We start from the raw sequence: 26,621 nt of genomic DNA on the forward strand, positions 1-26,621 counted from the left end.
GATTACTAACATGTCTAATAGCTTTAGTGGAATAGAAATTGGCAAACGAAGTCTGAATACACATCAGTTGGCTCTGAACACTGTCGGGCATAATCTCTCGAATGCATCTGTGGAGGGATATTCTCGTCAAAGAGTAATCATGCGCTCAGTCGATGCCCTTTATCGTCCACAGTTAAACCGAGAGGAAAGAGCCGGGCAAATTGGACAGGGCGTGGAAGCCGCAAGTATTGAACGTGTTAGAGATAAGCTTCTAGAGAATAGGATATTGGCTCAGATTGATGATGTGGGATATTGGCGCACGCGGGATACTTATCTACTTCAGGTTGAACAGATTCACCTTGAACCCTACGACAATTCCGTACGAGCTTTGATGGATGCATTCTGGCAGGGATGGCAAGAACTTTCTGTTCATCCCGACGGAGAAGCGGAACGACAAGCAGTTCTAAGGCGAGGAGAATCGCTCATGGACGGCGTCAACCGACGTTACAGCAGGCTCAAGGAAGTCCGAAACATGATAGACGAGGACTTAGTTGTTTCTGTGGGCGAAGTGAATGGAATACTAACTGATATCAAGGAACTCAATGAAGAAATAGTTAAGTCCGAAGCCATGGACGATAACCCGAACGACCTGTACGACAGGCGCGATTTGCTGGTTAATAAACTGGCCGACTATCTAACTATTACCGTGGATAATCGAGATCCCGATGAATTCCTTGTTCACACGGGAGGTTTTCATTTAATACAGGGAGCTCAGGTTTCCTATATAACGACCGATCCGAATCCCGATAATGAAGGTTATCACGATATTCGTTGGGAGACTGACGGCGAACTTCTGATACCGCGATACGGCAAATTCGGTTCATTGCTTGAGTTGCGAGACATAGATATCCGCGACGAAATTCAGTCGCTCGATGAAATGACAATGGCTTTTGCAGACCTGGTTAATGAAATACATCGAGAGGCCTGGTCTGCCAAAGGGATCACCGACACGATTTTTTTCCGAGAGTATCCTTTTGTAGACAATGTTTCGGGAAACTATGACCGGGACGGCGACGGTGTGCTGGATTCAACTTACATCTATCGTCTGTCGGGAAGCAACGAATTGAATCTCAGGGCAGTAATTGGTTTTGCTGGAACAATCACTATCGATGGGATTGAAGGACCAGTGGATATCCCGTATACAGCTGTCGATACTGTAGAAATGGTTTTGGACAGAATCAATTCTTCGGTAAGCGAGATTAGCGCCAGATTGAACTGGAATGGAAGGTTGGAACTTCGCGCAGGGACAGCCGAAGAAATTGATAATCCTGACTTTGTAATCAGGCACGTTGAAGATTCAGGGCAGTTTTTAACAGGTTATGCAGGTCTGCTCGGGGGGAGCGGGCCTCTGGCGGCATACGACTGGCAGGTTCCGGATGCTGCCCTAAGCCTGCAACCTGGTGAAACTGCATTCTCAATTTCGCCTTTAAGCCATCCCTCAGGTTGGCTTAGGGTGAATGAGGAACTAGTTGTCGATCCTTCAAAGATTGTCGCCTCGCTCAGCGAAACGGGATACACCCCATCGGGAGGCGACAACAGGGCCGCACTCGCTATCGCCCAGCTTCGACATCATCCTGTACTTGAAGATCAGAACGGCACCTTCGATGATTGGTTTGCCTTAGCTGCGGCGAATATCGGTTTAAAGGGTGAAATAGCCGCCCAGACAAAAGAAAGTCAGGACTTGGTGATAAAAGAGCTTGAAGACCTAAGACAGTCGATTTCCGGAGTGAATCTGGACGAGGAATTCTCCGAGATGATTAAATTCCAGCATGGATATAATGCCGCCGCCAGATTTATTACAACCATCGATAAAATGCTTGAAACTATAATCAACAGATTGGGGGTTTAGTATGCGAATCAGCACATATATGTCGATGCAAGATAGTCGCTTCCGCATGTCTGAACGAGATTTCAGAATGAGTCAGGTACAGCGTGCCGTTGCTTCCAGTCAGGCAATAGGAGAACTTAGAGATGCGCCTGTTGATGCCGCTCATGTTACTAGACTGGATTCCTCCGGAAAGCGACTGGAAAAGTATATGAAGAATATCGACTATATCCGGGGCAGGTGGTTGCAGGCCGAGGGCTATATGAACGAAGCGCTCACCATAGTGCATCGCCTAAGGGAGCTTTCGATACAGGGTGCGAACGGTATTTACAGTCGAGAATCGATGAACAATATGGCCATTGAGGTGGATGCGCTCATATCGGAATTATCGTTAATAATAAATGCCAAGGGGGGCGATGGCCAATATCTTTTCGCGGGTGATGAAGTTTCCACGCCTCCCTTCCTGATTAACATCGGCCGTGTGCCGGGCATAAGGCGACCTTCGATTACCAGCATAATCTACGAAGGAGATATTAATCGAAGTCGTGTGGAAATCACCGATGGGCAGACAGTGAAATCCAATCTTAAGGGGAACGAAATCTTTTGGGCTGAAAACCAGCAGATTTTTGGAGCAAGTGATACCGAAGGTTTTATGGTAAGCGAGCAAAACAGGTTTATTATTGACGAAAAAGAAGTTGTCTTGGAGATTGGTGACAACATTCACACCGTTGTCAGAAAAATTAACGACTCGGGGGCACCAGTTAAAGCCTCGATCGATCCTGTAACCGGTTCTCTGAATCTGGAAACAACCGTTCCTCATCAGATATGGCTTGAACCAGCAGAGGGCAGGGCGCTAATCGACATGGGGCTCCTTACCGACCGGGGTGGAACAAGCCCCCCGATGAACTGGCACCCTGACGCTGTAGTTGCGGGAGGCAGTATTCTCGATCAAGGACTGACTCTGAGGGATGCCCTTATCGATGGCGATCAAGAGCGAGTGGGGGGAGTAGTGATTGGCGGTCTCGATAAGGGTCTTGATACGCTGCTTCGCAATCTAGCAGACCTAGGGGCAAAGGGCGAACGTCTGGAATTCGCTGTGAATCGCTTAGCCGATGAATTCTTGACGCTTACCGAATGGAAATCGCGACTTGCCGATGCAGATTTAACGGAAGCGATTACCGAGATGAGCATGCTTGAATATACTCAGAGGGCCGCTTACCATATAGCCGGTCGTATCCTTCAGCCAACATTGATGGATTTTCTCAGGTGAGGTCAATATGAGAATTGACACTAAGGCCTATGGTTTTCTTGAGGTAGATGTAAGGCAGAAAATAGAATTCCCTCAGGGGCTCTATGGTTTTGAAGGACTCTCTGATTATGTTCTCCTGGATGCACGCCAAAGTCCTTTTTATTGGCTTCAATCCCTTAACGTTAAGGAAACTGCATTTGTTCTAATCGATCCGCTTATCGTTCGCCCTGATTACAATGCCGATATCGACCCTCAGGATTATGAAGCTTTGAAATTGACTGGCCCCGAAGATGATAGATTTTTGCAATTTGTCGTTGTTACGATTCCCGCTGATGGTCGGGGAATGACGGTCAATCTTCAAGGACCGTTAATTATCAACAAGGACATTCAAGAAGGACGACAGTGCATCTCTCGCGATAATGAGTGGCATGTGCAACACAACATCATCGAGGAGATGAAAGCTAACGAGAATCGAGCATGCTGATACTCTCCAGGAGAAAGGATGAGAGTGTAATTATTGATGATGGCATCGAGATTTCTGTCGTCGACATCAGGGGCGACCAGGTTAAACTGGGAATCAAGGCGCCGAAAAACGTGAAAGTCTATCGAAATGAGGTATTCCAGGCAATTCAGGCCGAGAATCGGGCTGCTGCAGCCGCGCCGGTAGATCTTCCAACCCTTGAGCTTCCAGAAAATAAATAGGCATTCTCGTTTTGCTTCAGGTTACACGGGAAATTTTCTCGATGAAAACCCTTTTGACATCGAAACAATCTCGGGTTCACTTGCCCTAAGATATATTGGCCCTATATCCAAAGGATCCGGACCATCCCTTTCATAGGCGGTTTTCGCCATATCGATCATTGCTGCTCCCCTGCCGTAAGTACTAAGCCGGTCGATTGTGACACGTTCATAGCCCTCCGCAATTTCAGCATTGGGACCAGTGGCCAGAATCGCGGACTTCTTCGACAAGGAGTTTAGGAACTCATTCAGAGCAATATCCTGATCATCTCTAATTCGCTTCCCATTTTGGAATGCGGCCGTGTAGACTCGTCTCTTCCTGGCATCGATTATGGGTACCACGATTCCAGGCCAGTTTTCCCGTCTAGCCGCCAATAAGGTTAGAGTAGGCACCGCCTTCAAATGGCAGGCTGCCCCCTTGGCAATACCCTTCGCCGTTGCCATGCCAATTCGCAAACTCGTAAAGGAACCCGGTCCGGCAGAGCAGGCAACAAGGTTTAAATCTACAGGCTCGATTTCGGACTGCTTGAACACTGATGCAACTGCCAACATCAGTGATTGAGCGTAATCAAGCTCATTGTTGATAATCAGCTCGATGCAATGTCCTTTGCTGCTTAGAGCAACTGTTAGAACACGTCCCGAGGTCTCCATGGCAAGAATATTCATTTCTGGACCCCAATCCTGGTTATCGTGATACTTCGCCGATCGTTGTCGATGAATTCCATTATCACTCTCAAAGTCCGTTTCGGCAACTCATCTCCCGCTCGCTCACCCCACTCGATTATGCTTACTCCCTCACCATCTAGCATTTCCTTGAAGTCCAGCCAAATAAATTCACTTGGAGAGTTAAGTCGGTAGAAATCCAGATGATAAAATGGTAGCTTACCCGAGTATTCATTCATAATCGTGAATGTGGGACTAGTCACATTATCGTCGATGTCAAAAGAATCGGCTATTCCCTGAGCGAACACTGTTTTCCCCACTCCAAGCGGGCCGGTAATCGCCACAACATCGCCCGGCCCAAGAGTTTTTCCAAATACCCTGCCTAAACTCCGAGTCTGCAAGGCACTTTGACTTGTCAGTTGACTATTCCTGTTCATATTGAGTCAAGAATCAAGCAAGTTTTTAACGCAATGCGCGGATGGAAAATATCTCAAGGGTTGAGAATCAGCCTTAGCCAAGATTGTATACATAGCTGTTAATCAAATTCATATCCTCAACGCTTGCCTTGGTGAACATAACGTGGGCAATGCTTCTGGTACGATCAATTGCGCGAGTATTCACAATTTCCCCGAAAACGACAACACTCTCCCCGGTTTTATACTCGAAAACCAGTTTTACCAATTCTCCCAGATCGAGCGGATTGCGCGATGAAATAGAGCATCCCCCAGGTGAGAGGTCGATTAAGGTTCCTGCCAGATTATTGGAGGATAGCACCTGCTTTCTTCTTTTTTCAACGATGCGAACAAGATATATAGCCACGTGGCCACTAATCGCGCGCCTACGGTGTTTCCGCAGCAATGATCGATTCTCTTTTGCCGTGTGTCCCAGTATTATACTGGGCTCTCTCATGATGTTCGTGTATCCAAGCACCTTGGATTCAAAGACAACTTCCTCGCCATCGATACTCAAGATAAAATGCCTAATCTTGCTTCCTCTACGCCACTTTGTTGATTTCTCCTCAAGTTCTTTCGGAACTCTGACACAATAGAATTCCTTGAGGTTCGCAGTAATCCACGACGAAAAACGTTTGCCGTCTTCCTGTTGAAAGGTTATTTTTTGATTTATTCGGAGCTGTTTGGATGAGGTCACGTTGCCTCTATCCACAAATACTTTATCAATGTGTTGTTTAATTTTGTAGATTTCCAGTTGCCTATTCTTAACCATAGGGTTTTCGGCGTCAGAACAATCTCTTAGAGCTTCGGCAAGGACTCTATTTAGTTCTCTGGTATTTGCCAACAAACTTGCCGGCTGCTGAACCTCTTTCATGAAGCTCACCAACAGGCGAGCTTGGTTTTTTGTCAATCCAATCGCCATCGCCCTACGCCGAAAAGCTCTCCTACTGATTCTCTTGCCACCAACTTCAGGGGCAGAGTACCGCAGTATCGCCATAATTATCGCGAGAACTATTATTCCCATTGCTATCGCCGTTTTCAAATCGAGAACGTTTTGATAAAAATGGCTCGGAGCTAATTGCATTATTGGGTCGAGTTCACATCCCAAGTCATCTTGTCTGGCAGTTCCATAAGTCGCGGCTTAAATTCATATTCCAGCAGGTCTCCGATTCGAACCGTATCGTTGGCTATTAGAGCTTCCTCAAGTTCGGAGAACATTTTGTTCATGTCATCCACGATGCCACTCCTGCCAACATTGCCGGCGCCCCAAGTCAAACATCTAATAAATTTCTGAAGAATTTTGCAAAGCTCGGCGATTGAATCCATTGCTTGCTTACCCTTACCTGTCTGAAGGTTAACTGCAACAACATCGAGGTTATTTGCAAGTTGAGAAAGCGTCGTCATCGCGGATTTTGCCTCGCCAATTGGATCGGTAATCTCTTTCAATCGATCGTCCAGTAATGCAAGCATAGTTGTCGAACTTGAAATCAATGTCAGGCGGTTTTGTTCCAGAGTTTTTCCTAATTCGGATATGACGGAAGAGTTTGGCTTCTCATCCAGCAGTCTGGGAAGGATTTTTCTAAGATCCTGGTAGCTTGATTCCAGCTCCGCAAGGGTGTCGCTATTGCCCGTTTCGGCGGACTCTTTAAGTAGGGCAAACAAATCTCTTGCGATTTCCAATTGCCTCATTCGGCTTTCTCGGATGCTAAGCGCTTCAATCGATAGTTGTCCCACCTCCTCAATTGGTTTCTTGAATAATTCATTTTTATCGAGTGCCATTTTTTGATTGTCAATTTCAATGCCGTCTAACAGCATTCCAGTATTGCCGAGCCAGGTTTTAAGCTCAGCAATTACATCTCCGATTGTTTTCTCGTTTTCCAATGTGAAATCGATAGCATCACCGTTGATAGTTATTGTCATATAAGCTTTTCCTCTAGCGTTCATCGCTCTGCTGGCGGGCAAAATTTTCAAGTTCCCTTGAGCTATTCTCCAGTTGATTCAGGATTGCTTCCATGTTTCCATACTGACGTCTTAAGTTCGCTTCGTAGTCTTCAAGGTATTGCTCGTAGTTCGAAATATCTTCTTCGACATCATCAATTTGTCCACCTATTCTCGCTATCCGGTTGCTGACGAAACCAGTACTGCGCACATACGGAGTGAGGTAGCTGTCAACAGCGTTTGCAACACCGCTATCGATTACTAAATCGCCACTCGTGTCTTTCCCGAAAAGTTCCTTAATTGCATCGACATTCGTCTCTAAAGCCTTCTCCAGTTTCTCTTCATCTATTTCGAGGTAGCCCCTGAGCTTTGAAAAATTGGCTGCGCTCGTGTTTCCGGATGAAGCATTGGTTGAAATGCCAATATGAGCAAGCAATGAAAGTTCGACTCCCGCGCTGGTGGGATATGGATTAGAAACAATGCTTTGAAGTTGACTCTTCACTTGAGCCAAGGCATTTTCTCCTCGCATATATCCCAATTGGTTTTCCAAATCCTCGCGTTCAGCATCGTCCAGATACTCCAGCTCGTCAATTATCCCCTGATCGTCGTTTGTCAGAACCAATATGCGTGTTATCAATTGGTTGTAATTGAATACAAATCTGATAATAGCTTCTTTTGCAGTTTCCACATCAGGAATGATGGATAATTCAACTGGTTTAGACGAAGAACGTTTGATGTTGAGTGTTAGTCCGTCGATTAGATCATCGATCGAGTTGTCAGGACGCTGGATTTCAATTCCCATAAATTCGATTATTGCATCTTCCGCTTGGCTGCTTGGATTGACAGGCTCAAAGCCTCCCAGTTGTTTTGGATTGTAAATACGAATATTCGCGATTTCCACTGATCGTTCGATATCACTGTTCTCCAGCACGATGGTTCTGATATTCGTGGGTAAGCTGGATGCTTCCACTCTGACAACTTCGAAGCCCTCGTCTGAGTTCTTATCAAAATCAACGGATGGAAGGTTGAAAACACCGAAGCTGTTCTTTACGCCCGGTATTTCCCTGATTCCTTGCTCTGTGACAGAATTTTCTTCAGTGAAATTCGGAACAGTTGTCTTTGATTGAGGTTTTGGCGCGTTAGCCCACGGCGGATCTAAAAGCTTCACTGTATCATCAGGTTTTATAACCCGGTACTCATACTCTAACACCAAACCCGGCTTTATTTCTATTTCCTCCTCGAAGGGTAAACGCACGATGGTGTTGGGACCAACTATCATACCTTTATCAGAGAGCGCCAGTCGATTTTTGGAAGAAGTTGTATCGTTTTCTAGATTTTTGAATACGCTTTCGAGCGATACTTCCCATAACTCTGCCTTCTGCAGCATCCCGGTTCTCAACCCCAAATTCACTGCATCAGCCTCGAATACCAGCCTGTTTTCGGTTCCGGTAGGTATGGCTTCAATTATCATAATTCGTGTATCGGGGGTATCACGAACAGTAATCGCTCTGATTAGTCCCTCTCCCTTATCAGTTAGGCGGCGTGAAAAATCTTCAAGCGTGCCTCCCCGGTAATCGAGACTTAGCGATTTTGAGCCAACTCTAAACCCGTAATCACCTGCATCGATGCGAAAAGCCTTATCGAGCGAAAGCGATTTGAAGCGATCAGAGGTTGCAATTTGTTTAACTGTCAAAGAATAGTTGTCTATAGGGGCGTTTCTGCTGGCAAGTGCCGTTAGAATTCGCTCATCCGAGCTACTTGCCAACTTATCGGAAAATGGATTTTCGAAGCCATATAGGCTTTTCACGGTGCGTTGGAGACTGCCAAACTCGCGATTAACCTGATGCCAGATTGTCTTGTTCTCTTCGAGTCTCGATAGATTTTTCTCCATCCTGCTGAGCTTAATGCGCTCAGCCGCAACGAGATCTTCTATTAAACTTGCAGTGTTATACTTGGATGAGACGCCGGGAATGTTGATTTCGGCCACTTTGACGCTCCCACCAGCCATCCAGTGGCCGGAAAAATGAACCAGGTATCAATGGTCTTAAACCACCGATGCGGTTCAGCTTCAGAAACTCAAAAATTCCGTCATGTTGTTCAAATTAACTCGTCGAACAAAATTCCCAAGGCCCGTTCAACATTTTCGTGCATTTTCTGCAATTCTCGTGACGGGATTTCCCTGATGACTTTATCGGTATCTTTATCAATGATTCTAACTGCCAAGTTGAAAAGTTCGCCCTTCAAGACGTATTGGAAACGAGTATTTCGGATTATCTTATCGAGCGCAACCTTAAGCTGCTCCTTATTTATTCTAAAGACTGGGGGCCTCCTGGTTACAGGAAATCTCCCCGCTGTTCCACTTTTTAGAACTCCTACATTTCTAATGGCAGTTGTGAGGTGTACTACATCCATGGCAGTCCTCCGTTACATTCAAATGATAAAGGAAATCACGGGGAGCGACGCGTATTCCCCGTATTTCCTAGTAGAAAAGATGACATCCAGAAATCTCTTCTACTTCCTTTAAGACTATCCCATCAGTTGGAGTACAGACTGTGTTCGCAGATTGGCCTGGGCAAGCATCGAAGTGCTAGCCTGCGTCAGAATAGAATTCTTCGTATAATCGACAATCTGTGTCGCCATATCTGCATCTCTAATCTGGGATTCGGCTGCCTGGAGATTCTCGGCGGCAATAGCAACACCTTTGGCAGCCATCTCAAACCGATTCTGGTAAGCGCCAAGATCGGCTCTTTGTTTGTTTACTATTTTTAGTGCGTTATCCACGATTCCTATAGTTCGATTCGCTTCCTGCACGGATGAAATAGATACAAAACTGCCAGGATTTTGACTGCTTTCGAGGCCCAGGGCCAAGGCAGTCATAGTTCCGATCTGGATTCTCTCATTTTGGTCCATGTTAGCACCAACCTGAAGCTGCATAATTTCGCCATTGGCAGAGTCTGTTGCAAATCTACCAGTAAGAACATTCATGCCATTGAACTGCGCATGCGAGGCTATACGATTCACCTCGTCGACAAGTTGGGAAACTTCCACCTGAATCTGCATTCTATCCTCATTTGAATAGATGCCATTCGCAGCTTGAACTGACAGTTCCCTAAGTCTGTGCAGTATGTCTTGGGACTCCTGCAGATAGCCTTCGGTGGTTTGTATGAAAGATACGCCATCTTCAATATTCCGCACTGCCTGATTCAAGCCGCGGATCTGACTGCGCATCTTTTCACTAACCGCCAGCCCCGATGCATCATCACCAGCTCGATTGATTCGAAGACCACTCGCCAACTTCTCCATTGACTTCATGGCCTGCCTGTTCACAATACCAAGCTGTCGATTCGCATTTATGGCGCTCATGTTGTGATTTATAACCATGTTCTCTCCTTGAAATGGATATTGAGGAGCATCCATGCTCCTCGTTCTCCTCAAAACCACGGATTATCGCCAAAAAGGAAGCCAAGCGCGTCGCTCCAAGTCGGCTAAATTCCACTGGAACGAGGAGCCATTCCCGCCCTGAGCGAGAATGGCACACCGCCCGTGGCATATTCAAGAAAATGCTTTTTCAAAGATCAACCGGACTCCAGTGTCAGCCCAAAACAGCCGAGTGAGCCTCTTTAAATAACTATAATACCTGCAGGGGTCTCAAGCAAGCTGTTTTTTTGAATTACTGAAGCAGCTGCAATACGCTCTGTCCTCTTACGTTCGCTTGCGCGAGCATTGCAGTGCTGGCCTGCGTTAGAATCTGATTTCGTGTATAATCAACCATGCCTGAGGCCATATTCAAATCTCTTATTCGGCTTTCAGATGCCTGGAGATTTTCGGCACCCACGTCAATTCCTTTAATGGCCATTTCCAGACGATTCTGATAGGCACCCAAATCAGCGCGCTGTTTATTTACTTGTTTCAAGGCATCATCTAACACGCCAATGTTTCGATTGGCCTGATCGGGAGTGCTGAGGGAAATAAAGGCGCCGTTGCCAAATTGTCGCAAACCCAGGGCTGTGGCTGTCATTGTTCCAATGTACACCTGCTCCCTTTGATCCATGTTCGCCCCAATATGCAACCACATCGAAGCTGTTGGCGCGTTAAGGCCTGTGAAGCTGGCAAAGCGGCCGGTGAGCATATTCATACCGTTAAACTGGGCATGAGATGCGATGCGGTCAATTTCATCTATCAGTTGTGACACCTCTACCTGAATTTGCATTCTGTCCTCAGCGGAATAAATGCCGTTAGCCGCTTGAACAGCCAGCTCTCGAATTCGGATTAGCACATCCGAAGACTCCTGCAAATAGCCCTCTGTAGTTTGGATAAACGAAACACCGTCCGAGCCATTGCGACTTGCCTGTTGTAAACCTCGAATTTGGGCCCTCATTTTTTCGGAAACCGCCAAACCCGATGCGTCGTCTCCAGCTCTCGAGATTCGAAGGCCGCTGGAGAGTTTTTCCATCGCTTTGATGGTTGACTCATTGGCTACTTTCAGGTTCCGCTGAGCGTTTAAGGCGCTCATGTTGTGATTAATGATCATATAATCCTCCATGAATTAATAATCTGTGGGCATCCGTGCCCAGTTGTTCAGAGTTCCTTGAGATTCAAACGAAATTCAAGCTCTATCGACAGAGTTCGTCCGAATTGTAGAAATCACCTTACGCCAATAATCGGTGTCTAATCTCCCAAAACTTGAGGTAAAACTTCGAAATTTCTAAAGTGACAATGAGTTTTACCGACTAGTCGGATTCCAAGGTATGAACTTTAGTGGAAACGCATTCAAATATGAAGAAATGCTAGCCGGCTTGCAAAGCATTGCACCGATTGATCGAGTTATTCTGGGAATGAAGGGCTTCGAGTTTCTCGTTCTCCACCTCGTCTGAGGAACGAACACGCGCCACGCTCGGGTGTTTCAAACAGTCGTTAATAAGTATTCTGTATTCAAGTGGTGTGTTTTCCGGCTCAAAATGTAGTGCGATAGCCACAAGATTGTTGTGATTCTCGACAGTTTCATGGCGAACTATTTCGCCGGCCAGTTCAATACTTCTGCCAAAAGTCAGACTAAGCTGAACTTCCACCTTCTTACCGATTAATGATACCTGATCACCAAGGATTATGATTTTAAGCCCGGAGAATGAGATGTCCCGGAGCAATCCATTTCTTGACGCTTTGTCGATCCGAACTATATGAGTGTTGGATACCAGGCTGAGTCGACGCATATTGTTCGTATCGATGATAATCCTTTCTTCCTTACGGCGTTTGGCATTGACATTGGCATCCAGCATAGCGCCAATGATTTCAATCAAAGCATCTGGCGGACGGTGAGTGTATTCCAACTGCGCAAAGTAAATTTCCTTATTGTCCCCATACTGTGTGAAACCAATTACCCGGCTGTGAACAATGAAACTGATTATATCGTTGCTATCTTCTTTTTGAAAACAATATCGTAAATAAACCAATTTCGCTGTTTGCAGTTTTGCCAAGAGTTTATTGGGTAAGGCGATTATTATTTTAGATCCACATAAGGATGAGGAGTAGATAACACACGACCTTTGACCACCTTTATACTTAAGATGGGTTTGATTCTGTATCATACGCAGAGACTTAGCGACATCCTTGGTAAAAGTGACATCTATTTCCTTATACTTATCGTAATAAGCATCTAGCTGCTGGCTAGTTACAAACGCCATGTATACCCGACTTTAAGACTGGGGGTTTACTAAGTCAATTGAATCAATCTCCCAGATATGCATTAACACCACCCGGGTTCGAAATACCTGTTCCGCCAAACCAGAAATGGATGTCAAAATACTCCCTATAGTGCAAAACTATCCGATTTTCCCGATAACTTCGTCCATTTCGGCAATCAGTCTGAGGGTAATACGTTCCATCTCTTCGGATTCTTCGGGCAGTGCGGTGTTCCTTCCACCCCAGCTCTTCTCCTTGAGAAGCTCATCTATTATATAGAAACTTGTTAGTATGGAGATTTTCATGGGGTCTGAGATATGGATGTTTCGCTTGGTTTCTTCCACCTTGTGCTTGAAATACCACAGTATGCGCTTCAGATAGGCCTCATCTTCGTCGGTGCGAACGGTGAATGAGGTGCCTAATACTTCAATGTTAAGTCGGCTACCTCCAGGCATTAGAAGATATCGAATTCGCTCTGGAAGCGATCATCGTCGGTATGGGCATCGTCGGGGCTGGGATCCTCGGATTTGTTTGGATGATTTATCTCATCGTTGGGAATGGGTTCCACGTCTGATTTGTCAGAATCAGGGGATGGATTATCATCGCTGGTTTGAGCACCATAGTTACTTCCAGCGTTCTCAACGGAGGACTCTGTATCGGAGTTGTTTTCATTCACGTCGGGGGTATTCTCAGATTCCAAGCTGCCGTTCTCATTAGAATCGTTCGACGTGTCAATTTGATCGAGCATATCAAAAACACCCTGAAGTCCGGCCTCTATCTGTTCCTCATCGGCCTTTTGGCTCGAGAGCTCGTTTCCAAGCTCGTCTAATCGTGTTTCAAGCTCACTAACACGCTGCTTCAAACTGGCATTTTCGGCGTTTTGAATCCTCAAGACATCCACCACTTCCCTTACTCGCAGCTCAAGTTCTTTCACCTGTGCAAGACTAATCACTTAAGGCCTCCTAGTTCTCCACCCTCCCGCGCCAGACAGAAAAAGTCAAGATTATCGAGATTAAATTTCCAAGCCCTTCCTTGCGGTATCGAGCAGGGTTTTGAAAGATGTTGGATCCTCAACAGCCATGTTTGAGAGAGCCTTCCTATTGATTTTCACCCTTGATTTGTTTAAGCCATTTATGAACCGAGAGTAGCTCAACCCTTCTGCACGAGTTGCAGCGGAAACACGGGCAATCCACAATTGGCGAAAGTTTCGTTTTCTAACTCTACGATCCCGATAGGCATATTGTCCGGCTCTACGTACTGCGTCCTTGGCGACTCGAGTGAGCTTACTGCGCCGACCCCAATAACCCTTCGCGCGGCTCAATATCCCCTTCCGACGAGCTTTTCGTCTTGTACCGTCTACAGCTTTAGGCATCTCATCAACTCCCCGCGTACGGCAACATTCGTTTTAATCGAGGTGTTTCAGTTTTGCTAACCACCACTCGATGACGAAGGTTTCTTTTCCTTTTGGGTGATTTCTTGGTGAGGATGTGCCTGGTACCTTGGCTTTTGTATTTGAATTTGCCGCTCGCGGTTTTCTTAAACCTTTTGTTTGCACTTTTCCTCGTCTTCATCTTAGGCATCTTACCATCCTTCAAATCACGCTGCTGTTCACTGTTCCTTTTTCACGGTTTTTGACTTCGGTGAAAGCAACATGGACATGAATCTTCCTTCCATCTTAGGGGGATTATCTATTTTATAGCTACCTTCGCTAAGTTGTTCCAGTACCTTATCCAGTTTTGTCTTGCCAAGTTCGGTGTGCGCAAACTCCCTGCCGCGAAATCTGACAGTCACCTTAACCTTGTTCCCTTGTTCCAAAAACTCCTGTACATGTCTTGTTTTGAAATCCATATCATGCCGTTCGATTTTTGGCTGCATTCGCACTTCCTTCAAGCGAACCTGATTAGCATTTTTCCTCTGTTCCCTGGATTTTTTCTCAAGTTCATATTTATACTTGCCATAATTAAGCAGCTTGCAAACCGGTGGGCGAGCCTGGGGAGATACTTCAACCAAATCCAATCCCAAATCCCGCGCCATATTGATTGCTTCAATAGTTGCAACTATTCCGGCCTGGTCGCCATTCTGGTCGATTAGCCGGATTTCCCGTTCTCGGATCTCTCCGTTAATCCGCATTTCTTTAACAGCCAATATTTCTCCTTACCCTTACAATCATGATATCATATTTAACAAATTGTTTCATAGGTATAAAACCGAAGTTCCTAGTTTGAGAGGGAATAAACCATAAAGAGTCCGCATTTGTCCATACGATAAAAAATGTATAACTTCAAATGGCGACAGTTTCAAAGACCTTTCTGAGTTAATTCCGAGGGGATATTTGTGCCGGAGACGGGTGTGAATCGTCTGTCTGCTAAGTCACTCCTGTCACTTCTGGTTTGTAATGCGGCTATACCAGAGCAGTCTTGCAGGGAATCGCTTTGTATTTGTCCAAGTTAGTCCTATCTGCTCCATATTCCTGTCAGTTGTTTGCCGCAGTATCTAATAGCCGTAAAAGCGACGAAAGCTTTTACAACAAACCCTGTCCCTTGAGTATATCTCTTAGTCTTTCGGTGGTTGCATCGCTGGGAGGACAGAGGGGGAGGCGCCACACTGGTTTTATCAGACCTATTTGAGCTAGACAGGCCTTAACGGGTATGGGGTTGGTTTCAAGAAATAGTCCTTTAAAGAGAGGCAGTAACTCATAGTGCATGGTTCGCGCCTTTTCGATATTGCCCTTGCGTGCGGCGCCTATCATCTGACACATATAGCGGGGAACTATGTTAGAGGCAACTGAGATTACTCCCGAACCGCCGAGTAGTGTGAGTGGCAAGGCAATGCCATCATCGCCGGCGAACACCGTGAAATCCCTGGGTTTGGAGCTGATTACATCCATCATTTGAGATAGATCCCCCGAAGCTTCCTTTACTCCGATGGTATTTGGATGCTTGGCGATGCGCATCAAAGTTGGAGTTTCGATATTCACTGCAGTACGACCGGCGATGTTGTAGATAATCATGGGCAGATCGACGCTGTCCGCGATGGTGGTAAAATGACGGTAGAGTCCTTCCTGGGTGGGCTTGTTGTAATAGGGGGCTACTTGGAGGCTCGCATAGGCTCCCAGAGACTTTGCTATCTTAGTCATTTTGATTGCCTCTTGCGTGCTGTTGGAGCCGGTGCCTGCGATTATCGGGATTCGGTTCGCGGCGCGTCGTATAACGTGTTCAACGATTTCCATGTTTTCTTCGTGGCTCACCGTAGGACTTTCGCCCGTGGTGCCTACGGGGACAAGGCCATCCACACCGTGTTCTATTTGAAAATCGACGATGCGGCCCAAGGCGTTCATATCCAGCTTGCCATTGGCGTCAAAGGGGGTGATTAGGGCGGTCAAAACTCCGGAAATCACTATTTGCCTCCTTCCAGTAGGGTATTGATGTATGCCTCAACCTCAAACCAGCCATTTTTGCCCTCGAGCCATTCAAGGGCACGAACCGCTCCGAGGGCGAAGCCGCTGCGATTGCGTGCCTGGTGTGAGATTGTAATGAAATCTGCCTCTGAGTCCATCCTCATTTCGTGTGTTCCCGGGGTGGATCCAATTCGAATCGATGTCATTTGAAGCGCGTCCTGCGGAATTGGGGTATTTTCAGGAAGTTCTGTAAGTGCATGAGTTTTCCTTTCGAGTTGGGAGAGAATCTTATCGGCGGCGGTTAGGGCGGTTCCCGATGGGTGGTCGGCCTTTTTGTTGTGATGGTATTCGGTTAGGGCGACATCGTATTCATCGGCATTGTTGATGAGTGCAGCCGCATGGCCACAAAGACGGAAGAAGATATGTGCGCCCACGGAGAAGTTGCTTCCCCGCAGAAGTGGTCCCTTTGCGTTGCGATATGTCTCTTTTGCCGCCCCAATCAGATTGTCCCAACCGGTGGTACCTATTACCACCGGGATACCAAGCTCGGCATAAATGGTGATTCGTTTTAGTATGCCCGGCGCAAGCGCGAACTCAATGATGCCATCCACGCCGGAGAGAGTTTTTTTGCTTAGGAGTTTGGTATCACCATTGCCTTCGGCATCAATTCGAATTTTCACTTCATGTTCCCGCTTCGAAAGGACGAATTCGATTTCTCGGCCCATGCCTCCATAGCCAACAATAGCGACGTTCATTGAGTCAATGTAACCGCGCAGGTGTTCACTATGTCGCTTACCGATGCACCGCGCGATAAATCACTAACCGGCTTCGCGAAACCTTGGAGGAAGGGGCCATATGCGCCGGCACCTGCAAATCTTTGGGCAATCTTATAGCCTATATTGCCAGCCTGCAAATCCGGAAATATCAGAGTGTTTGCTCGCCCGGCTACCGTGGACGATGGAGCTTTTTTTTGTGCCGTAGCCATATCAATAGCGGCATCAACCTGCATTTCGCCATCAACCTCAAGTTCAGGTTCTCGTTCTTTGACTATTTTCAGAGCTTGTAGCACTTTATCAACTAGTTGATGCGATGCAGACCCCTTCGTGGAAAATGAAAGCATAGCGATTATAGGATCGACACCCAAGTAGGTTCTACAGGATTTTGCTGAAGCCAGGGTTATTTCGGCCAACTGCTCAGGATTTGGATTGGGTATGGTTGCGCAGTCTGAGAAAATCATCAGGCCATCGTGGCCCCACTTTTTGTCTGGGAAATCCATAACCAGGCAGGAAGATGCCGATTTCACTCCCGGAGCCGTTTTGATAATAGTGAAGCCCGCAATCAGCACTTTGGCGGTAGCATTTTCCGTACCGGCCACGATGGCATCAGCATCCTCCCGCGTCACCATCATCATGCCCCAGTGTAATGGTTCGACAATCTTTTTGCGAGCCTCATCCAGACTCATTCCCTTGTGTGCCCTCAATTGATAGTAATGTTCGGCATAGGTATCAAGTTTTGGCGATTCCTCAGGGCATACAATTCTCATACCGTAGAGGCTTACTCCACCTCTTTCAGCAGTCTCTTTCACTTTTGCTGGCTCTCCCACCAGAAAAACCTCTCTGGCAATTTTTTCGTCGACAACAATACTTGCGGCTTTTAAAGTGCGGAGTTCTGTAGATTCCGGCAACACCAGGCTCTTAGACAGTCTACGCGCCTTCTCGCTGATTTTTTCGGTGAAAGTCATACGCGGCTCCAATTCTTTCTGTATTCTATCGCATTTGGCGTAACTAGGGGGAGGGGGGTAGCGATATAGCGAGAAGTAATCAAAGAAATAAGCTATTGAGAATACGTTCACAAGGCCGAACCCGCAATGACCTTATCAGGTTTCACGCCAAAACCATGTTGCCCGCTTGTTGAGTTAAACCTCCCGGACGGATAAGGGCTATGTCGCGATTCATTTCGGGTATAAGGTGCAAACGAGCCAGAGCGTTCTTTCCCTTTCAAAAAGCATCTTGCTTCTCCATGAACCATCGTGAATGCTATGATTGGTGCGAGTATGGAAATAGGTGTTTATGGACTTGGTAGATTTGGAGGTTTTTGGGCTTCACAGCTTGCTGCCTTCCACACTGTGCTTGGATGGTCGCGAAACGAGAATAGATCCACCCCTGCCGGTGTCCGCCGGGTTTCGGAAAACGAGTGTTTGGCAGCTCCAGTAGTGATTCTTTGTGTAACAATTTCCGCGATGGAAGAGGTGCTTGAAAAAATTGCTAAACTCCTGGCTCCGGGCACACTCGTTATGGATACCTGTTCTGTTAAGGTATATCCGGCAAATCTAATGCTCAGGTTGCTTCCTCCAGAAATTGAAATAATTGCCACGCATCCGATGTTTGGCCCGGACTCTGGAGTGGATGGTATCACGGGACTGCCGATGGTATTCTCACCCATGCGGGTGGATGAAAGGATTGCTCAGCTCTGGAGTAGCAATTTCGAAGCTATGGGTTTGAAGGTGATAGATATGAGTCCTAAGCAACACGATGAGGAGATGGCTTTTTCACAGGGGATAACGCATTTCATAGGGAGAGTTCTGGGTGAATTGGATTTGAACTCAAGCATTATAGGAACAGCTGCTTATAAAAAACTCTTGGACATTGTGCAGCAAACCTGCAACGATCCTTGGGATTTATTTGTCGATTTACAGCGTTTCAATCCAAACACTGCGGCGATGAGAGGCAGACTTCAGGTTGCGATTAACTTGATGCTTGATAAATTCGAATCCATTGAGCTTCCGGAGGACATTTGATGGCCGAGATACACGAAAAATATATTAATGAGAGCAAACTCGATACAATCCTTGCCGAGGATTTAAGCTTCGTGGGAGAGATTTCGTTCACTAAAGAATTGATGATTAAGGGTCGTTTTAATGGTAAGATTCGGGCAAGTGGCGATCTTTACATAGGTCCGCGAGCCGATGTCGAGGCGGAAATTGAGGCGGCTTCGGTTTATGTGCGTGGCAGAGTGAAAGGCAGTATCAAAGCAAATTCGAGAGTGGAACTGCAAGACGAAGCCGAGGTGATTGGCGATATCACCGCACCAAAGATAGTGATGGATACTGGCTGCCGATTTGACGGTGTAAGCCACATGAAGTCCGTATGAGGAAGGCGTGAAATGAGATACTCGCATTGGGGAGCAATCGCCCTCTGCATTATTGGCCTTGTCAGGTCCCTTCACGGGCAGCAGAAGCAAGACGCGTTAGTGCTTTATCGCGAGGGCAGATATGCAGAAGCAGTGGAGACTTGTTTGAGGGAGCTGGAGCAATATGGTGTGGATGATTTTAGGAGCAGAATGGACGCTTACTCGGTTCTTGGGTGGTCTTATATTCGAATGGGCGAGTATCAGAACGCCCTGAACTACGCAAGGGAGGCGCGAAATGAAGTTCGTGGCGATCCCAGAATAGTTGAAATCGAAGCGGAGGCTCTTTTCTACCTGGGACGGAATCTTGAGTCGCTCGCCCTTTTTGAGGAGTATGTGTCCTTGAATTCGACGGGAAATCGAATTGATGTGGTCTACTATTTCATGGGAGAATTGTTTCTTCGTCTCGCTGAATTTAGTCGTGCCGATATAGCTTTTTCGACGGCTCTTTACTACAGTCCCCAGGTTGCCAGGTGGTGGGCTCGACTTGGATACGCCAAAGAACAAAATCTAGATATAGAAGGGGCAGCCCAGGCCTATACTCGGGCTTTGGAATTGCTTCCCTCACTCGAGGAAGCCAAGGTTGGACTGGAACGTATACAAGGTTAGTCTGCTCACGCTTTTGTGAACGAATCAAACCGGCCGTCCTTCCAGTAGCATAGACCAGATAGCCTCATGTGCCCCTGCTCCAATCGCATCATTTTATTCCCCAGCACCGCCCCCCTCATCCTGCATCAGAACTTTGTAGGGGGAGACGTTGACACAAAAAAGTGTCCTGTATAGATTCTTAGCCCGTGGGGCCGCTAGCTCAGCTAGGTAGAGCAACGCCCTTTTAAGGCGTGGGTCAAAGGTTCGAATCCTTTGCGGCTCAAATCCGATCCCGCCGGAGTGTTTGTCTCCATCGTCTAGTGGTTAGGACACCGGGTTTTCATCCCGGCAACGGGGGTTCAATTCCCCCTGGAGATGTCTGGATTTTCAAAAACAATAACTATTCTCATCTCTTGAGATTCCCCCTTTGCCACCTGCTTAATGCAAAACTCATGATATGCTTTTACTGTCATAAATCTTTTATATATAAGTAAATTACCCGTATAATTGATCTTCCTACTATGATTTTTTCATAGCAACTGACTAATTTGACATCATGAACGTATCTGATTGTAATTACTTATTCATAAACAAAATAAGCTCCGTTGGCCTGAAATATGCGTCTAAGAAGACTATCAGGGACTGCAAGGAGTTAACCGATGAGGTGGTTATTTGGATTGTTTATTTTGAATGTGACATTGACTGGTTGCAACAACCTTTTAGAGTTGTTAGTAAATCAATCAGAATATCTAGGCCCAATCAGTTCATCACCTATAGTTTCCGGATTAAATGCAGATGATCAATTGGGTAAGGCGGTTTCTATTTCCGGAAATTATTTCATTGCCGGGGTTCCAAGAGATGGAAGCAAAGGTTATGATGCCGGCGCAGCCTATGTTTTTAGCAATACCGGTCCTAATACTTGGGATACCGGAACCAAGATTGTGGCTCCGGATGCGGAGGCAGAGGATAATTTCGGGCATTCTGTTTCAATTTTCGGGGATTATGCAATTGTAGGTGCCTATTTGGACGATGATGATGCCATTGATTCCGGGGCGGCATATATCTTTAAGAAGACAGCCAGTGGTTGGGACAGCATAACCAAGTTAAAACCGCAAAACCCTGCAATAAATGATCATTTTGGCTGGTCGGTTGCAATTTCCGGAGATTATGCAGTTGTGAGTGCCCTCACCAACACTGATACGGGAACCAGCCCGGGTTCGGCCTACATCTTTCACAGAATCGGAGTCAACAGCTGGGATGATGGCTTTGAAATCTCGGCCCCGGATGGAGGTTACTTCGATTTCTTTGGGAATGCTGTTTCGATTTCTGGAGACTATGTAATTGTGGGTTCTTTTTTCGATGCCGTGAATGGCCCTAGATCTGGCTCGGCCTATATTTTCCGAAGAATAGGAGAAAACATCTGGGATAGCGGTACTAAAATTATCGCTCCCGATGGCACAGTAGGAGACAATTTCGGTCATTCTGTCTCAATTTCTGGGGATTACGCAATTGTGGGTGCGTTGGGATGCGATGATGGCAGTATCCAGGATTCAGGGGCTGCCTATGTGTTTCATCGAACAGCATCTAATTCTTGGGATATTGGTACCAAAATTGTCGCTTCCAATGCCGCAGCAGGAGACAAATTCGGCCATTCTGTTTCGATTTTTGGAGACTATGTAATGGTGGGTGCATATGGACATGACGATTTGGAGTTGGGAATTGATTCTGGCTCTACTTACATTTTTGCTAGGACAGATATCAATAGCTGGAATACCAGCATCCAGTATGTGCAGGAAAATGGTGCTGCAGGAGATGGTTTTGGTGCCGGACTTGCGATGGCGGATAACTACGCTATTATAGGTGCCGACCGCGCAGATGACAGTGGAGTCGATTCCGGAACGCTAAAGATACTCGCTTACAAGCAAATTGACTTCGGCAACTCTTCGTATAGAACTGCTTATGCCGGGCGTCCGCCTTTCTTGAGAGATCTTTGGCGCCAGTCTTCTCGTATCTTTGTGGTGGAAGCGGAACTGTGCGAATCTGAATTGTGGCATATATAGAATTTGTCACGCTATGGAATCAACTGGGTGGATATGAGATTGAAATAGTGAGAATGCACAGTCGACAAATGTGGATGGAAATGTACAATAGTCAAAATACTTTTAGAGGATTCTTGCCATTTGAACGATAGAATAACTCTGAAGACCGCAGATTTGGATGGTCATCTAAGCGAGGTGGATCGTGAAAATATCGCACAGCTTCATCGATACTACGATGAATCAATGCGCTGCTTCCGGAAGCTTTCTGCGGGTGGATCCAATCCATCGTTGGTAAAAAACGAAACGGACAAAATTATAGGTCTTTATGATAAGATGGGGAAGTTCATGCAGAAGATTATTGCGGACGAACCCAATTTACATGTCTACAGTTTTAAAACACCGCCGATTCAACACGGCGAAGTGTCGCGTTTGATAGCGAAACTGAGAGACTCGAGAACTGGCAAAGAGGAGTTTGTTTATTACATCCAGCGGGCCTATGAACTGTTGTTCAATCTTGCCTGGGGCGGTTCCGGAAAGAGGCAGAAAAACTATCTGGTAGTTAAAACTCCGGTTATGATACCGGTTCAGAATTTTGCAGTACACAAGATTCCCGATGTTGATGAGCTAATCAAGGATACGGTGATGTGTGTGATGCTTCGAGGTTCCTTACTCCCATCAATGATTTTGAGTAAGGAAATTCAGGAATATAGTTCCACAGGAATGGTTACGCCTTTTGCACTTTTCAGGATTAAAAGGGACGATTCAAAGTCGAAGGATAATATGGAATATGTTCTAGATTTGAGTATGTCTTATTTCGACCTCGAAAACCTTGAAAACAAGAATTTGGTGTTTGCCGATCCGATGAATGCAACGGGGGGATCGATGGTTACAATAGTGAAGTATCTTCTCAATCAAGGAATTCGGCCCAGGTCTATAAAGGCACTCAATGTGGTGGCTGCCCTTCAGGGTTCGTTGCAATTTGTTAGATCGATCGAAAACATAAATGTTTATATGCTGTGGATGGATCCAATGCTCAACGATTCGGCATATATCCTCCCGGGACTTGGAGATGCGGGGGACAGGATAAATGGTCCGGACGATGGTTTTCCCCGGAGCATGATTCAATTAGTTGCTGACTACGGCGCGAATCTGGCCTCTCTTTATCGATCGCAGGTTAGAGAGATTGAGCGGACAGTTTTGGGAGGATGATGACGGTTTGTGAAGATAGCTTGGGGAGCGCTGCCGTCCCCGCAGGAAGTAAGTCCACCATTACTCAGATTACCTGGAGCAATGTGGGCATTATAAAAGGATGGCGTGCAATTAACTTAGGTTTCGTAGTCTTGTCTATTCTTATGCTTTTTGCTTGTCAGACATGGAGTACCAGGAAGGAGCGGGCAATCGAAGCCTACAATCAAGGAAACAAACTTCGCGAGGCTGGCAGAACTCTGGATTCGATTTCTTACTATAAACAGGCTCTTGAGTATGAGCCGGAAATGGCTGCCGCCGCCTACAACTTGGCGCTTGTTCTGGCAGCCGCTTCCGATAGTCATGCGGATTCATCGGACAGGAACACCTCGCTTTCGAAAAAGAATGTCGAGGAATCCTTGGAATTGCTTAGATCGCTTCTTCGCCGTGATCCCCAAAACCTTACTGTATTGCGCGCCCTGGGATGGGTGAGCTGGAAGAGCAATCAGTTGGATGTGGCTCTGGAATACTATCAGGCTGTATTGGCGGTTTTTCCCGCCGATGAAATCGTACTCAGGGCCATATGTGAAATCTACGAAACCATGCATGAACCGGAAAAGGCCCTCAAAAATCGGAAACTCCTTGTGAAACTGGCGAATAATGCCGAGAGCAGGATTAACCTGGCGAAAACCACCGCATTGCTGGGGAATAAGCAAGAGGCTCTGAAACTATACGACGATGCTCTTTTTTATGGCGAGAGTATACAGGCGCTTGAGGGTGCGGCCGAAATTTCCGAGGAATTGGGCCTGTATCGGGAATCCGTGGGGTATAGAATCAGATTATTGGATGTCGGCGAGAACTCGACTGAGAACTGGTGGCATATAGCCCGCTTGAGATTGGCTAAGATTTACGACTATGAAAAGGGATTTGAGGCATTAGAGCAGGCTCTGAACAAGGGCTTTGCCGATAAAGAGCTTATAGAGGAATTAGCACGGGAAACCCCGGTAGCTGTAGGAGAAACAATTAGAAAAGCCTTCGAAACCAAACTTGAGAAATAAGGCTGCAAACACAATCCATAGGTATATCAGATATCCACTATTTCTCGTATCTCTTCGAAAACCACATCTGCTTCTCTTGAACCATTCACAAACCTAAGCAGCCCCTTTGCCCCGTACCAGTCACTTAGCGGCCGAGTTTCCTTCTCATAGAGAGCGAGCCGCCTATTAACTGATTCCAGATTATCATCTTTCCGAGTATAGAGCTGTGCGCCGTCGTCGTCGCATATATTTTCCACTAGTGACGGCATCGAATCCACATGGTAAATGCGTCTGCATACAGGGCAGGATCTGCGTCCGGTTAGACGTCTGATTAGAACTTCCCGAGTGCATCGAAGTTCGATTGCATGGTCGATATTGTCGATTTTCGAGAGGGAGTCAGCCTGATGAATGGTTCTTGGGAAACCGTCAAGTATAAATCCACGGATGGCATCATTCAACCCAAGCCGAGTTCTAAGTATCTCAACTGTTATTTCGTCCGATACCAATCCGCCGGAGTCCAAAGTTTTTTTCACCTTCATCCCCAACGGCGTTTGCTTGTTGATGTTCTCTCGAAAAAGATCGCCGGTTGACACATGTGGAATGCCCAGCAAAGCACTTAGTCGAGCTGCCATAGTGCCCTTACCGCTCCCCGGGGGGCCAAGGAATAGCATTTTCACTTTCAATTCCTTCTGGATACGAGATTCAGAATTTGTAGCGAGTCTGCAGATCTCTCACTAGAGCCGGCGGATCATTTTGATTCCAACGTTCCCACTCGACAAAATTCGTTCAGTATGCTGACTTCGAAACACTCTATTTTGCAGCTGCTTAGATGACTGGGCACAGCCTGGAAACAAAATTTACCTTCATGCATGCATTGCAGATTGGCACAAGTGAATATCATTCGGATCGCTAATTTCCGTTCAACTTCATTTTAAGATAAAACTGTATCAAAGTCAAACCATTTCCGGGTGTGAGATATTGCGCTGGAGGACGATTATATTCCGCAGAATCTGACGCTAAGGAGGGTAGCTGAGCTTGCTTTTTTCAGTCTTGGAGTTTTGGAACTAAAAGCGTGAAGCCGGTTGGGATATGTGGATTCTCCATCTATCAAACACATCAAAACCAAACTTAATAATAGAACTAATCAGTCGTTTTGAGTATTCATCACAGGAAACTTCTGATGGCCAGAGCAGAGAAATTCCCTGGCTTGGAATTCTGATGTTGATATAAGCATTCGGTGTATCACTGACTAATTTGGAGCCCGAGGCTTGAGAATAGCGATTGAATTGATTGATCAAGCGTACAAGCCAGGGAGTCGAAACAGAATAAGGCGAAAACGATGATAGTTATCGAAATGATTGTGGCGGTAATCCAATTGCTGTGAACCGCAGCAAAGCTTTCCATTTTGTCATATTACAGTGACGTCGATCGCTCTGTGGGAATCTCGCTGCACTCCGCGAGCTTCAATATTTGCTCAATAGTTTTGAGCGCCATATACCCGTCTTTCAATGAGGATTTGCTTTTTTGCCTAGGATTCAGGCTTAAGGAAACCACGTGATTCATCATTCCGGAAAAGTATCCAGTGGCGCAGTTCCATTCGCCCTTTTCCCGTACCAGCGATCGAAATCCGCTATAGTATGGCGATTCTTCCGATTTCCAAATTTCATACGTCCCGTTCCCAATGCGAACCCTTCCCGATGTAAAACTCAAATCCAATTCGAACACTAAATGATCCCGACTACCCGAGATATCAATGGTTATATCGGTTTTACCAATGCTGCCAATGACTAGAAGCTTCCCACCTGGTTTTTCCGGATTTCCCAAGGCCTGTTGAATGTCGATATCTGCATCGCAGAGGAAACGCACGATATCAATCATATGGGTGCCGTCGTGGTAGATTGTTTTCCTACTGGGCTTGTTTCCACCCATGTAGAGTCGAGAATTTAGGGACAGCAACTCTCCCAAGGCATTGCTGTTGATAATTTTCCTGATAGATTGATAATCACGTGAGAAACGTCGTTCGTGATTTACAACTACGCGAGTCGATTCAGATTTTGCCATTTCCATTACCGGCCTGATATCTGCTATTGAATTGGCCAGTGGCTTCTCACAAACTATCACGGGAATTCGATAATGAAATCCCATTTCAAGGAGTTTTGGATGCGTATCGGTCCAAGAGGCTATGTGAAGTATGTCGGGATTCTCATTGCGAACCATTTCCTCTGCATCGTCATATATTTGGACTGAATTCCAATCTGCTTGGAATTCTCTCCGGTGTTTTTTCGACGGATCCGCCCCGGCTGTCAAAATGGTATGTGGATTGTCAGCGATTGCTTCTGCGTGAGTCGCGGGTTTTTCCCTTAGGGAGTCCTTTTGAAGAGTCGAGCCTATTCGGCCAAGACCGGCGATTACGCATCTTAATTGACAATTACTTCTTTGTGTCATTTAGACTGCAGAATATTGTGAACTGGATGCTTCCGTACACCGATAGACCATGTCCCGGAATCTATATCGAAAAACTAATGGTACTTTTTTGGTTTTTTTCTGATGTGCTTGACATTTTTTGTTTGTGGGAGTAGTTTTTTGTTTTACCTGTGATACAGGCC

At 46.3% G+C, this 26,621-nt stretch carries 29 protein-coding genes and 2 tRNA genes; 12 read left to right on the forward strand and 19 right to left on the reverse strand.

The genetic code is table 11. From position 1 onward, the window contains the following. Window positions 1-10: 10 nt before the first annotated feature. From flgK to csrA, 4 genes are read left to right on the forward strand one after another with little or no spacing between them, the layout of a single operon-like run. Window positions 11-1,888: a flagellar hook-associated protein FlgK gene (flgK, locus tag S1OALGB6SA_RS09655; RefSeq protein WP_124033327.1), complete on the forward strand. Its 1,878-nt coding sequence runs from the start codon at window positions 11-13 to the stop codon at window positions 1,886-1,888. A 1-nt stretch (window position 1,889) separates the two neighbouring features. Further along, the gene (locus tag S1OALGB6SA_RS09660) at window positions 1,890-3,134 is read left to right on the forward strand and encodes a flagellar hook-associated protein 3 (protein WP_124033328.1); all 1,245 of its coding nucleotides are present in this window, start codon (window positions 1,890-1,892) and stop codon (window positions 3,132-3,134) included. 7 nt (window positions 3,135-3,141) lie between these two features. Then, window positions 3,142-3,597 (forward strand): flagellar assembly protein FliW, encoded by a 456-nt coding sequence (locus S1OALGB6SA_RS09665; protein WP_124033329.1) that lies wholly within the window; start codon window positions 3,142-3,144, stop codon window positions 3,595-3,597. Further along, the gene (gene csrA / locus S1OALGB6SA_RS09670) at window positions 3,591-3,815 is read left to right on the forward strand and encodes a carbon storage regulator CsrA (protein ID WP_124033330.1); all 225 of its coding nucleotides are present in this window, start codon (window positions 3,591-3,593) and stop codon (window positions 3,813-3,815) included. Before S1OALGB6SA_RS09665 ends, csrA begins: the two co-directional genes overlap by 7 nt. Window positions 3,816-3,836: 21 nt before the next feature. Here the strand turns inward: csrA and tsaB are convergent, their stop codons facing one another. The 17 genes from tsaB to pta form a co-directional block, all read right to left on the reverse strand. After that, window positions 3,837-4,517, reverse strand: coding sequence for a tRNA (adenosine(37)-N6)-threonylcarbamoyltransferase complex dimerization subunit type 1 TsaB (gene tsaB / locus S1OALGB6SA_RS09675; protein WP_124033331.1), 681 nt, complete (start codon window positions 4,515-4,517; stop codon window positions 3,837-3,839). Next, window positions 4,514-4,951: a tRNA (adenosine(37)-N6)-threonylcarbamoyltransferase complex ATPase subunit type 1 TsaE gene (gene tsaE / locus S1OALGB6SA_RS09680; RefSeq protein WP_124033332.1), complete on the reverse strand. Its 438-nt coding sequence runs from the start codon at window positions 4,949-4,951 to the stop codon at window positions 4,514-4,516. The genes tsaB and tsaE overlap by 4 nt, the downstream gene beginning before the upstream one ends. A gap of 73 nt (window positions 4,952-5,024) precedes the next feature. Next, complete coding sequence (locus S1OALGB6SA_RS09685) at window positions 5,025-5,990, reverse strand: PilZ domain-containing protein (protein ID WP_195910418.1); 966 nt, start codon at window positions 5,988-5,990, stop codon at window positions 5,025-5,027. A 59-nt stretch (window positions 5,991-6,049) separates the two neighbouring features. After that, complete coding sequence (locus S1OALGB6SA_RS09690; RefSeq protein ID WP_124033334.1) at window positions 6,050-6,886, reverse strand: DUF8042 domain-containing protein; 837 nt, start codon at window positions 6,884-6,886, stop codon at window positions 6,050-6,052. Between the two features lie 13 nt (window positions 6,887-6,899). Next, window positions 6,900-8,891, reverse strand: a complete 1,992-nt coding sequence (gene fliD / locus S1OALGB6SA_RS09695) for a flagellar filament capping protein FliD (protein ID WP_195910419.1) — start codon at window positions 8,889-8,891, stop codon at window positions 6,900-6,902. A gap of 110 nt (window positions 8,892-9,001) precedes the next feature. Next, window positions 9,002-9,316, reverse strand: coding sequence for a flagellar protein FlaG (locus S1OALGB6SA_RS09700; protein WP_124033336.1), 315 nt, complete (start codon window positions 9,314-9,316; stop codon window positions 9,002-9,004). A gap of 114 nt (window positions 9,317-9,430) precedes the next feature. Then, window positions 9,431-10,285, reverse strand: a complete 855-nt coding sequence (locus S1OALGB6SA_RS09705) for a flagellin N-terminal helical domain-containing protein (protein WP_124033337.1) — start codon at window positions 10,283-10,285, stop codon at window positions 9,431-9,433. Between the two features lie 289 nt (window positions 10,286-10,574). Continuing rightward, on the reverse strand, window positions 10,575-11,435 hold the full coding sequence (locus tag S1OALGB6SA_RS09710) for a flagellin N-terminal helical domain-containing protein (RefSeq protein ID WP_124033338.1): 861 nt from the start codon (window positions 11,433-11,435) through the stop codon (window positions 10,575-10,577). Window positions 11,436-11,691: 256 nt separating this feature from the next. Then, window positions 11,692-12,585 (reverse strand): PilZ domain-containing protein, encoded by an 894-nt coding sequence (locus tag S1OALGB6SA_RS09715; protein ID WP_124033339.1) that lies wholly within the window; start codon window positions 12,583-12,585, stop codon window positions 11,692-11,694. 138 nt (window positions 12,586-12,723) lie between these two features. Further along, entirely contained in the window at window positions 12,724-13,038 is a 315-nt protein-coding gene (locus S1OALGB6SA_RS09720; RefSeq protein WP_037561203.1) for a cell division protein ZapA, read from the reverse strand. Further along, window positions 13,038-13,535: a cell division protein ZapB gene (locus tag S1OALGB6SA_RS09725; protein ID WP_037561202.1), complete on the reverse strand. Its 498-nt coding sequence runs from the start codon at window positions 13,533-13,535 to the stop codon at window positions 13,038-13,040. Before S1OALGB6SA_RS09725 ends, S1OALGB6SA_RS09720 begins: the two co-directional genes overlap by 1 nt. 60 nt (window positions 13,536-13,595) lie before the next feature. Continuing rightward, window positions 13,596-13,955 (reverse strand): 50S ribosomal protein L20, encoded by a 360-nt coding sequence (gene rplT / locus S1OALGB6SA_RS09730; RefSeq protein ID WP_037561201.1) that lies wholly within the window; start codon window positions 13,953-13,955, stop codon window positions 13,596-13,598. Between the two features lie 4 nt (window positions 13,956-13,959). After that, entirely contained in the window at window positions 13,960-14,163 is a 204-nt protein-coding gene (gene rpmI / locus S1OALGB6SA_RS09735) for a 50S ribosomal protein L35 (protein ID WP_037561200.1), read from the reverse strand. A 28-nt stretch (window positions 14,164-14,191) separates the two neighbouring features. Continuing rightward, entirely contained in the window at window positions 14,192-14,713 is a 522-nt protein-coding gene (gene infC, locus S1OALGB6SA_RS09740; protein WP_503465895.1) for a translation initiation factor IF-3, read from the reverse strand. A gap of 391 nt (window positions 14,714-15,104) precedes the next feature. Beyond that, on the reverse strand, window positions 15,105-15,980 hold the full coding sequence (gene dapA, locus S1OALGB6SA_RS09745; RefSeq protein ID WP_124033340.1) for a 4-hydroxy-tetrahydrodipicolinate synthase: 876 nt from the start codon (window positions 15,978-15,980) through the stop codon (window positions 15,105-15,107). After that, the gene (locus S1OALGB6SA_RS09750) at window positions 15,980-16,705 is read right to left on the reverse strand and encodes a 4-hydroxy-tetrahydrodipicolinate reductase (protein WP_052079890.1); all 726 of its coding nucleotides are present in this window, start codon (window positions 16,703-16,705) and stop codon (window positions 15,980-15,982) included. The genes dapA and S1OALGB6SA_RS09750 overlap by 1 nt, the downstream gene beginning before the upstream one ends. A 26-nt stretch (window positions 16,706-16,731) precedes the next feature. Next, window positions 16,732-17,721 (reverse strand): phosphate acetyltransferase, encoded by a 990-nt coding sequence (pta, locus tag S1OALGB6SA_RS09755; RefSeq protein ID WP_124033341.1) that lies wholly within the window; start codon window positions 17,719-17,721, stop codon window positions 16,732-16,734. Window positions 17,722-18,018: 297 nt separating this feature from the next. Between pta and S1OALGB6SA_RS09760 the strand changes: the two genes are divergently transcribed. The 8 genes from S1OALGB6SA_RS09760 (at window position 18,019) to S1OALGB6SA_RS09795 (ending at window position 24,036) form a co-directional block, all read left to right on the forward strand. Continuing rightward, window positions 18,019-18,777 (forward strand): prephenate dehydrogenase/arogenate dehydrogenase family protein, encoded by a 759-nt coding sequence (locus S1OALGB6SA_RS09760; RefSeq protein WP_052079889.1) that lies wholly within the window; start codon window positions 18,019-18,021, stop codon window positions 18,775-18,777. Beyond that, complete coding sequence (locus S1OALGB6SA_RS09765; protein ID WP_037561196.1) at window positions 18,777-19,130, forward strand: bactofilin family protein; 354 nt, start codon at window positions 18,777-18,779, stop codon at window positions 19,128-19,130. Before S1OALGB6SA_RS09760 ends, S1OALGB6SA_RS09765 begins: the two co-directional genes overlap by 1 nt. A 12-nt stretch (window positions 19,131-19,142) precedes the next feature. Next, a complete protein-coding gene (locus tag S1OALGB6SA_RS09770) occupies window positions 19,143-19,775 on the forward strand; it encodes a tetratricopeptide repeat protein (RefSeq protein WP_037561195.1) in 633 nt (210 codons plus the stop codon). A gap of 188 nt (window positions 19,776-19,963) precedes the next feature. Beyond that, window positions 19,964-20,037 (forward strand) — tRNA-Lys (locus S1OALGB6SA_RS09775). A 23-nt stretch (window positions 20,038-20,060) separates the two neighbouring features. After that, window positions 20,061-20,132, forward strand: a tRNA-Glu gene (locus tag S1OALGB6SA_RS09780). A 281-nt stretch (window positions 20,133-20,413) separates the two neighbouring features. Further along, entirely contained in the window at window positions 20,414-21,814 is a 1,401-nt protein-coding gene (locus S1OALGB6SA_RS09785; protein ID WP_037561194.1) for an FG-GAP repeat protein, read from the forward strand. A 120-nt stretch (window positions 21,815-21,934) separates the two neighbouring features. After that, window positions 21,935-23,002 (forward strand): uracil phosphoribosyltransferase, encoded by a 1,068-nt coding sequence (locus S1OALGB6SA_RS09790; protein ID WP_037561193.1) that lies wholly within the window; start codon window positions 21,935-21,937, stop codon window positions 23,000-23,002. After that, window positions 22,999-24,036, forward strand: coding sequence for a tetratricopeptide repeat protein (locus tag S1OALGB6SA_RS09795; protein WP_081949950.1), 1,038 nt, complete (start codon window positions 22,999-23,001; stop codon window positions 24,034-24,036). The genes S1OALGB6SA_RS09790 and S1OALGB6SA_RS09795 overlap by 4 nt, the downstream gene beginning before the upstream one ends. A 26-nt stretch (window positions 24,037-24,062) precedes the next feature. On the opposite strand, the gene S1OALGB6SA_RS09800 is transcribed toward S1OALGB6SA_RS09795, so the two are convergent. Next, window positions 24,063-24,686, reverse strand: a complete 624-nt coding sequence (locus S1OALGB6SA_RS09800; RefSeq protein ID WP_052079888.1) for an adenylate kinase — start codon at window positions 24,684-24,686, stop codon at window positions 24,063-24,065. A 742-nt stretch (window positions 24,687-25,428) separates the two neighbouring features. Further along, on the reverse strand, window positions 25,429-26,460 hold the full coding sequence (locus S1OALGB6SA_RS09805; RefSeq protein WP_052079887.1) for a Gfo/Idh/MocA family protein: 1,032 nt from the start codon (window positions 26,458-26,460) through the stop codon (window positions 25,429-25,431). Between the last annotated feature and the right edge of the window lie 161 nt (window positions 26,461-26,621).

It is taken from the genome of Olavius algarvensis spirochete endosymbiont, from assembly GCA_900608495.1.
Taxonomy (GTDB): Bacteria; Spirochaetota; Spirochaetia; order DSM-2461; family DSM-2461; genus UBA2779.

Bases quoted from the DNA above. Each gene is read 5' to 3' on its own strand.
- flgK (WP_124033327.1), top strand. From the start codon at position 11: ATGTCTAATAGCTTTAGTGGAATAGAAATTGGCAAACGAAGTCTGAAT.
- S1OALGB6SA_RS09660 (WP_124033328.1), top strand. From the start codon at position 1,890: ATGCGAATCAGCACATATATGTCGATGCAAGATAGTCGCTTCCGCATG.
- S1OALGB6SA_RS09665 (WP_124033329.1), top strand. From the start codon at position 3,142: ATGAGAATTGACACTAAGGCCTATGGTTTTCTTGAGGTAGATGTAAGG.
- csrA (WP_124033330.1), top strand. From the start codon at position 3,591: ATGCTGATACTCTCCAGGAGAAAGGATGAGAGTGTAATTATTGATGAT.
- tsaB (WP_124033331.1), bottom strand. From the start codon at position 4,517: ATGAATATTCTTGCCATGGAGACCTCGGGACGTGTTCTAACAGTTGCT.
- tsaE (WP_124033332.1), bottom strand. From the start codon at position 4,951: ATGAACAGGAATAGTCAACTGACAAGTCAAAGTGCCTTGCAGACTCGG.
- S1OALGB6SA_RS09685 (WP_195910418.1), bottom strand. From the start codon at position 5,990: ATGGGAATAATAGTTCTCGCGATAATTATGGCGATACTGCGGTACTCT.
- S1OALGB6SA_RS09690 (WP_124033334.1), bottom strand. From the start codon at position 6,886: ATGACAATAACTATCAACGGTGATGCTATCGATTTCACATTGGAAAAC.
- S1OALGB6SA_RS09700 (WP_124033336.1), bottom strand. From the start codon at position 9,316: ATGGATGTAGTACACCTCACAACTGCCATTAGAAATGTAGGAGTTCTA.
- S1OALGB6SA_RS09705 (WP_124033337.1), bottom strand. From the start codon at position 10,285: ATGGTTATAAATCACAACATGAGCGCCATAAATGCGAATCGACAGCTT.
- S1OALGB6SA_RS09710 (WP_124033338.1), bottom strand. From the start codon at position 11,435: ATGATCATTAATCACAACATGAGCGCCTTAAACGCTCAGCGGAACCTG.
- S1OALGB6SA_RS09715 (WP_124033339.1), bottom strand. From the start codon at position 12,585: ATGGCGTTTGTAACTAGCCAGCAGCTAGATGCTTATTACGATAAGTAT.
- S1OALGB6SA_RS09720 (WP_037561203.1), bottom strand. From the start codon at position 13,038: ATGCCTGGAGGTAGCCGACTTAACATTGAAGTATTAGGCACCTCATTC.
- rplT (WP_037561201.1), bottom strand. From the start codon at position 13,955: ATGCCTAAAGCTGTAGACGGTACAAGACGAAAAGCTCGTCGGAAGGGG.
- rpmI (WP_037561200.1), bottom strand. From the start codon at position 14,163: ATGCCTAAGATGAAGACGAGGAAAAGTGCAAACAAAAGGTTTAAGAAA.
- infC (WP_503465895.1), bottom strand. From the start codon at position 14,713: ATGCGGATTAACGGAGAGATCCGAGAACGGGAAATCCGGCTAATCGAC.
- S1OALGB6SA_RS09750 (WP_052079890.1), bottom strand. From the start codon at position 16,705: ATGGGCCGAGAAATCGAATTCGTCCTTTCGAAGCGGGAACATGAAGTG.
- pta (WP_124033341.1), bottom strand. From the start codon at position 17,721: ATGACTTTCACCGAAAAAATCAGCGAGAAGGCGCGTAGACTGTCTAAG.
- S1OALGB6SA_RS09760 (WP_052079889.1), top strand. From the start codon at position 18,019: ATGATTGGTGCGAGTATGGAAATAGGTGTTTATGGACTTGGTAGATTT.
- S1OALGB6SA_RS09765 (WP_037561196.1), top strand. From the start codon at position 18,777: ATGGCCGAGATACACGAAAAATATATTAATGAGAGCAAACTCGATACA.
- S1OALGB6SA_RS09770 (WP_037561195.1), top strand. From the start codon at position 19,143: ATGAGATACTCGCATTGGGGAGCAATCGCCCTCTGCATTATTGGCCTT.
- S1OALGB6SA_RS09785 (WP_037561194.1), top strand. From the start codon at position 20,414: ATGAGGTGGTTATTTGGATTGTTTATTTTGAATGTGACATTGACTGGT.
- S1OALGB6SA_RS09795 (WP_081949950.1), top strand. From the start codon at position 22,999: ATGATGACGGTTTGTGAAGATAGCTTGGGGAGCGCTGCCGTCCCCGCA.
- S1OALGB6SA_RS09800 (WP_052079888.1), bottom strand. From the start codon at position 24,686: ATGCTATTCCTTGGCCCCCCGGGGAGCGGTAAGGGCACTATGGCAGCT.
- S1OALGB6SA_RS09805 (WP_052079887.1), bottom strand. From the start codon at position 26,460: ATGACACAAAGAAGTAATTGTCAATTAAGATGCGTAATCGCCGGTCTT.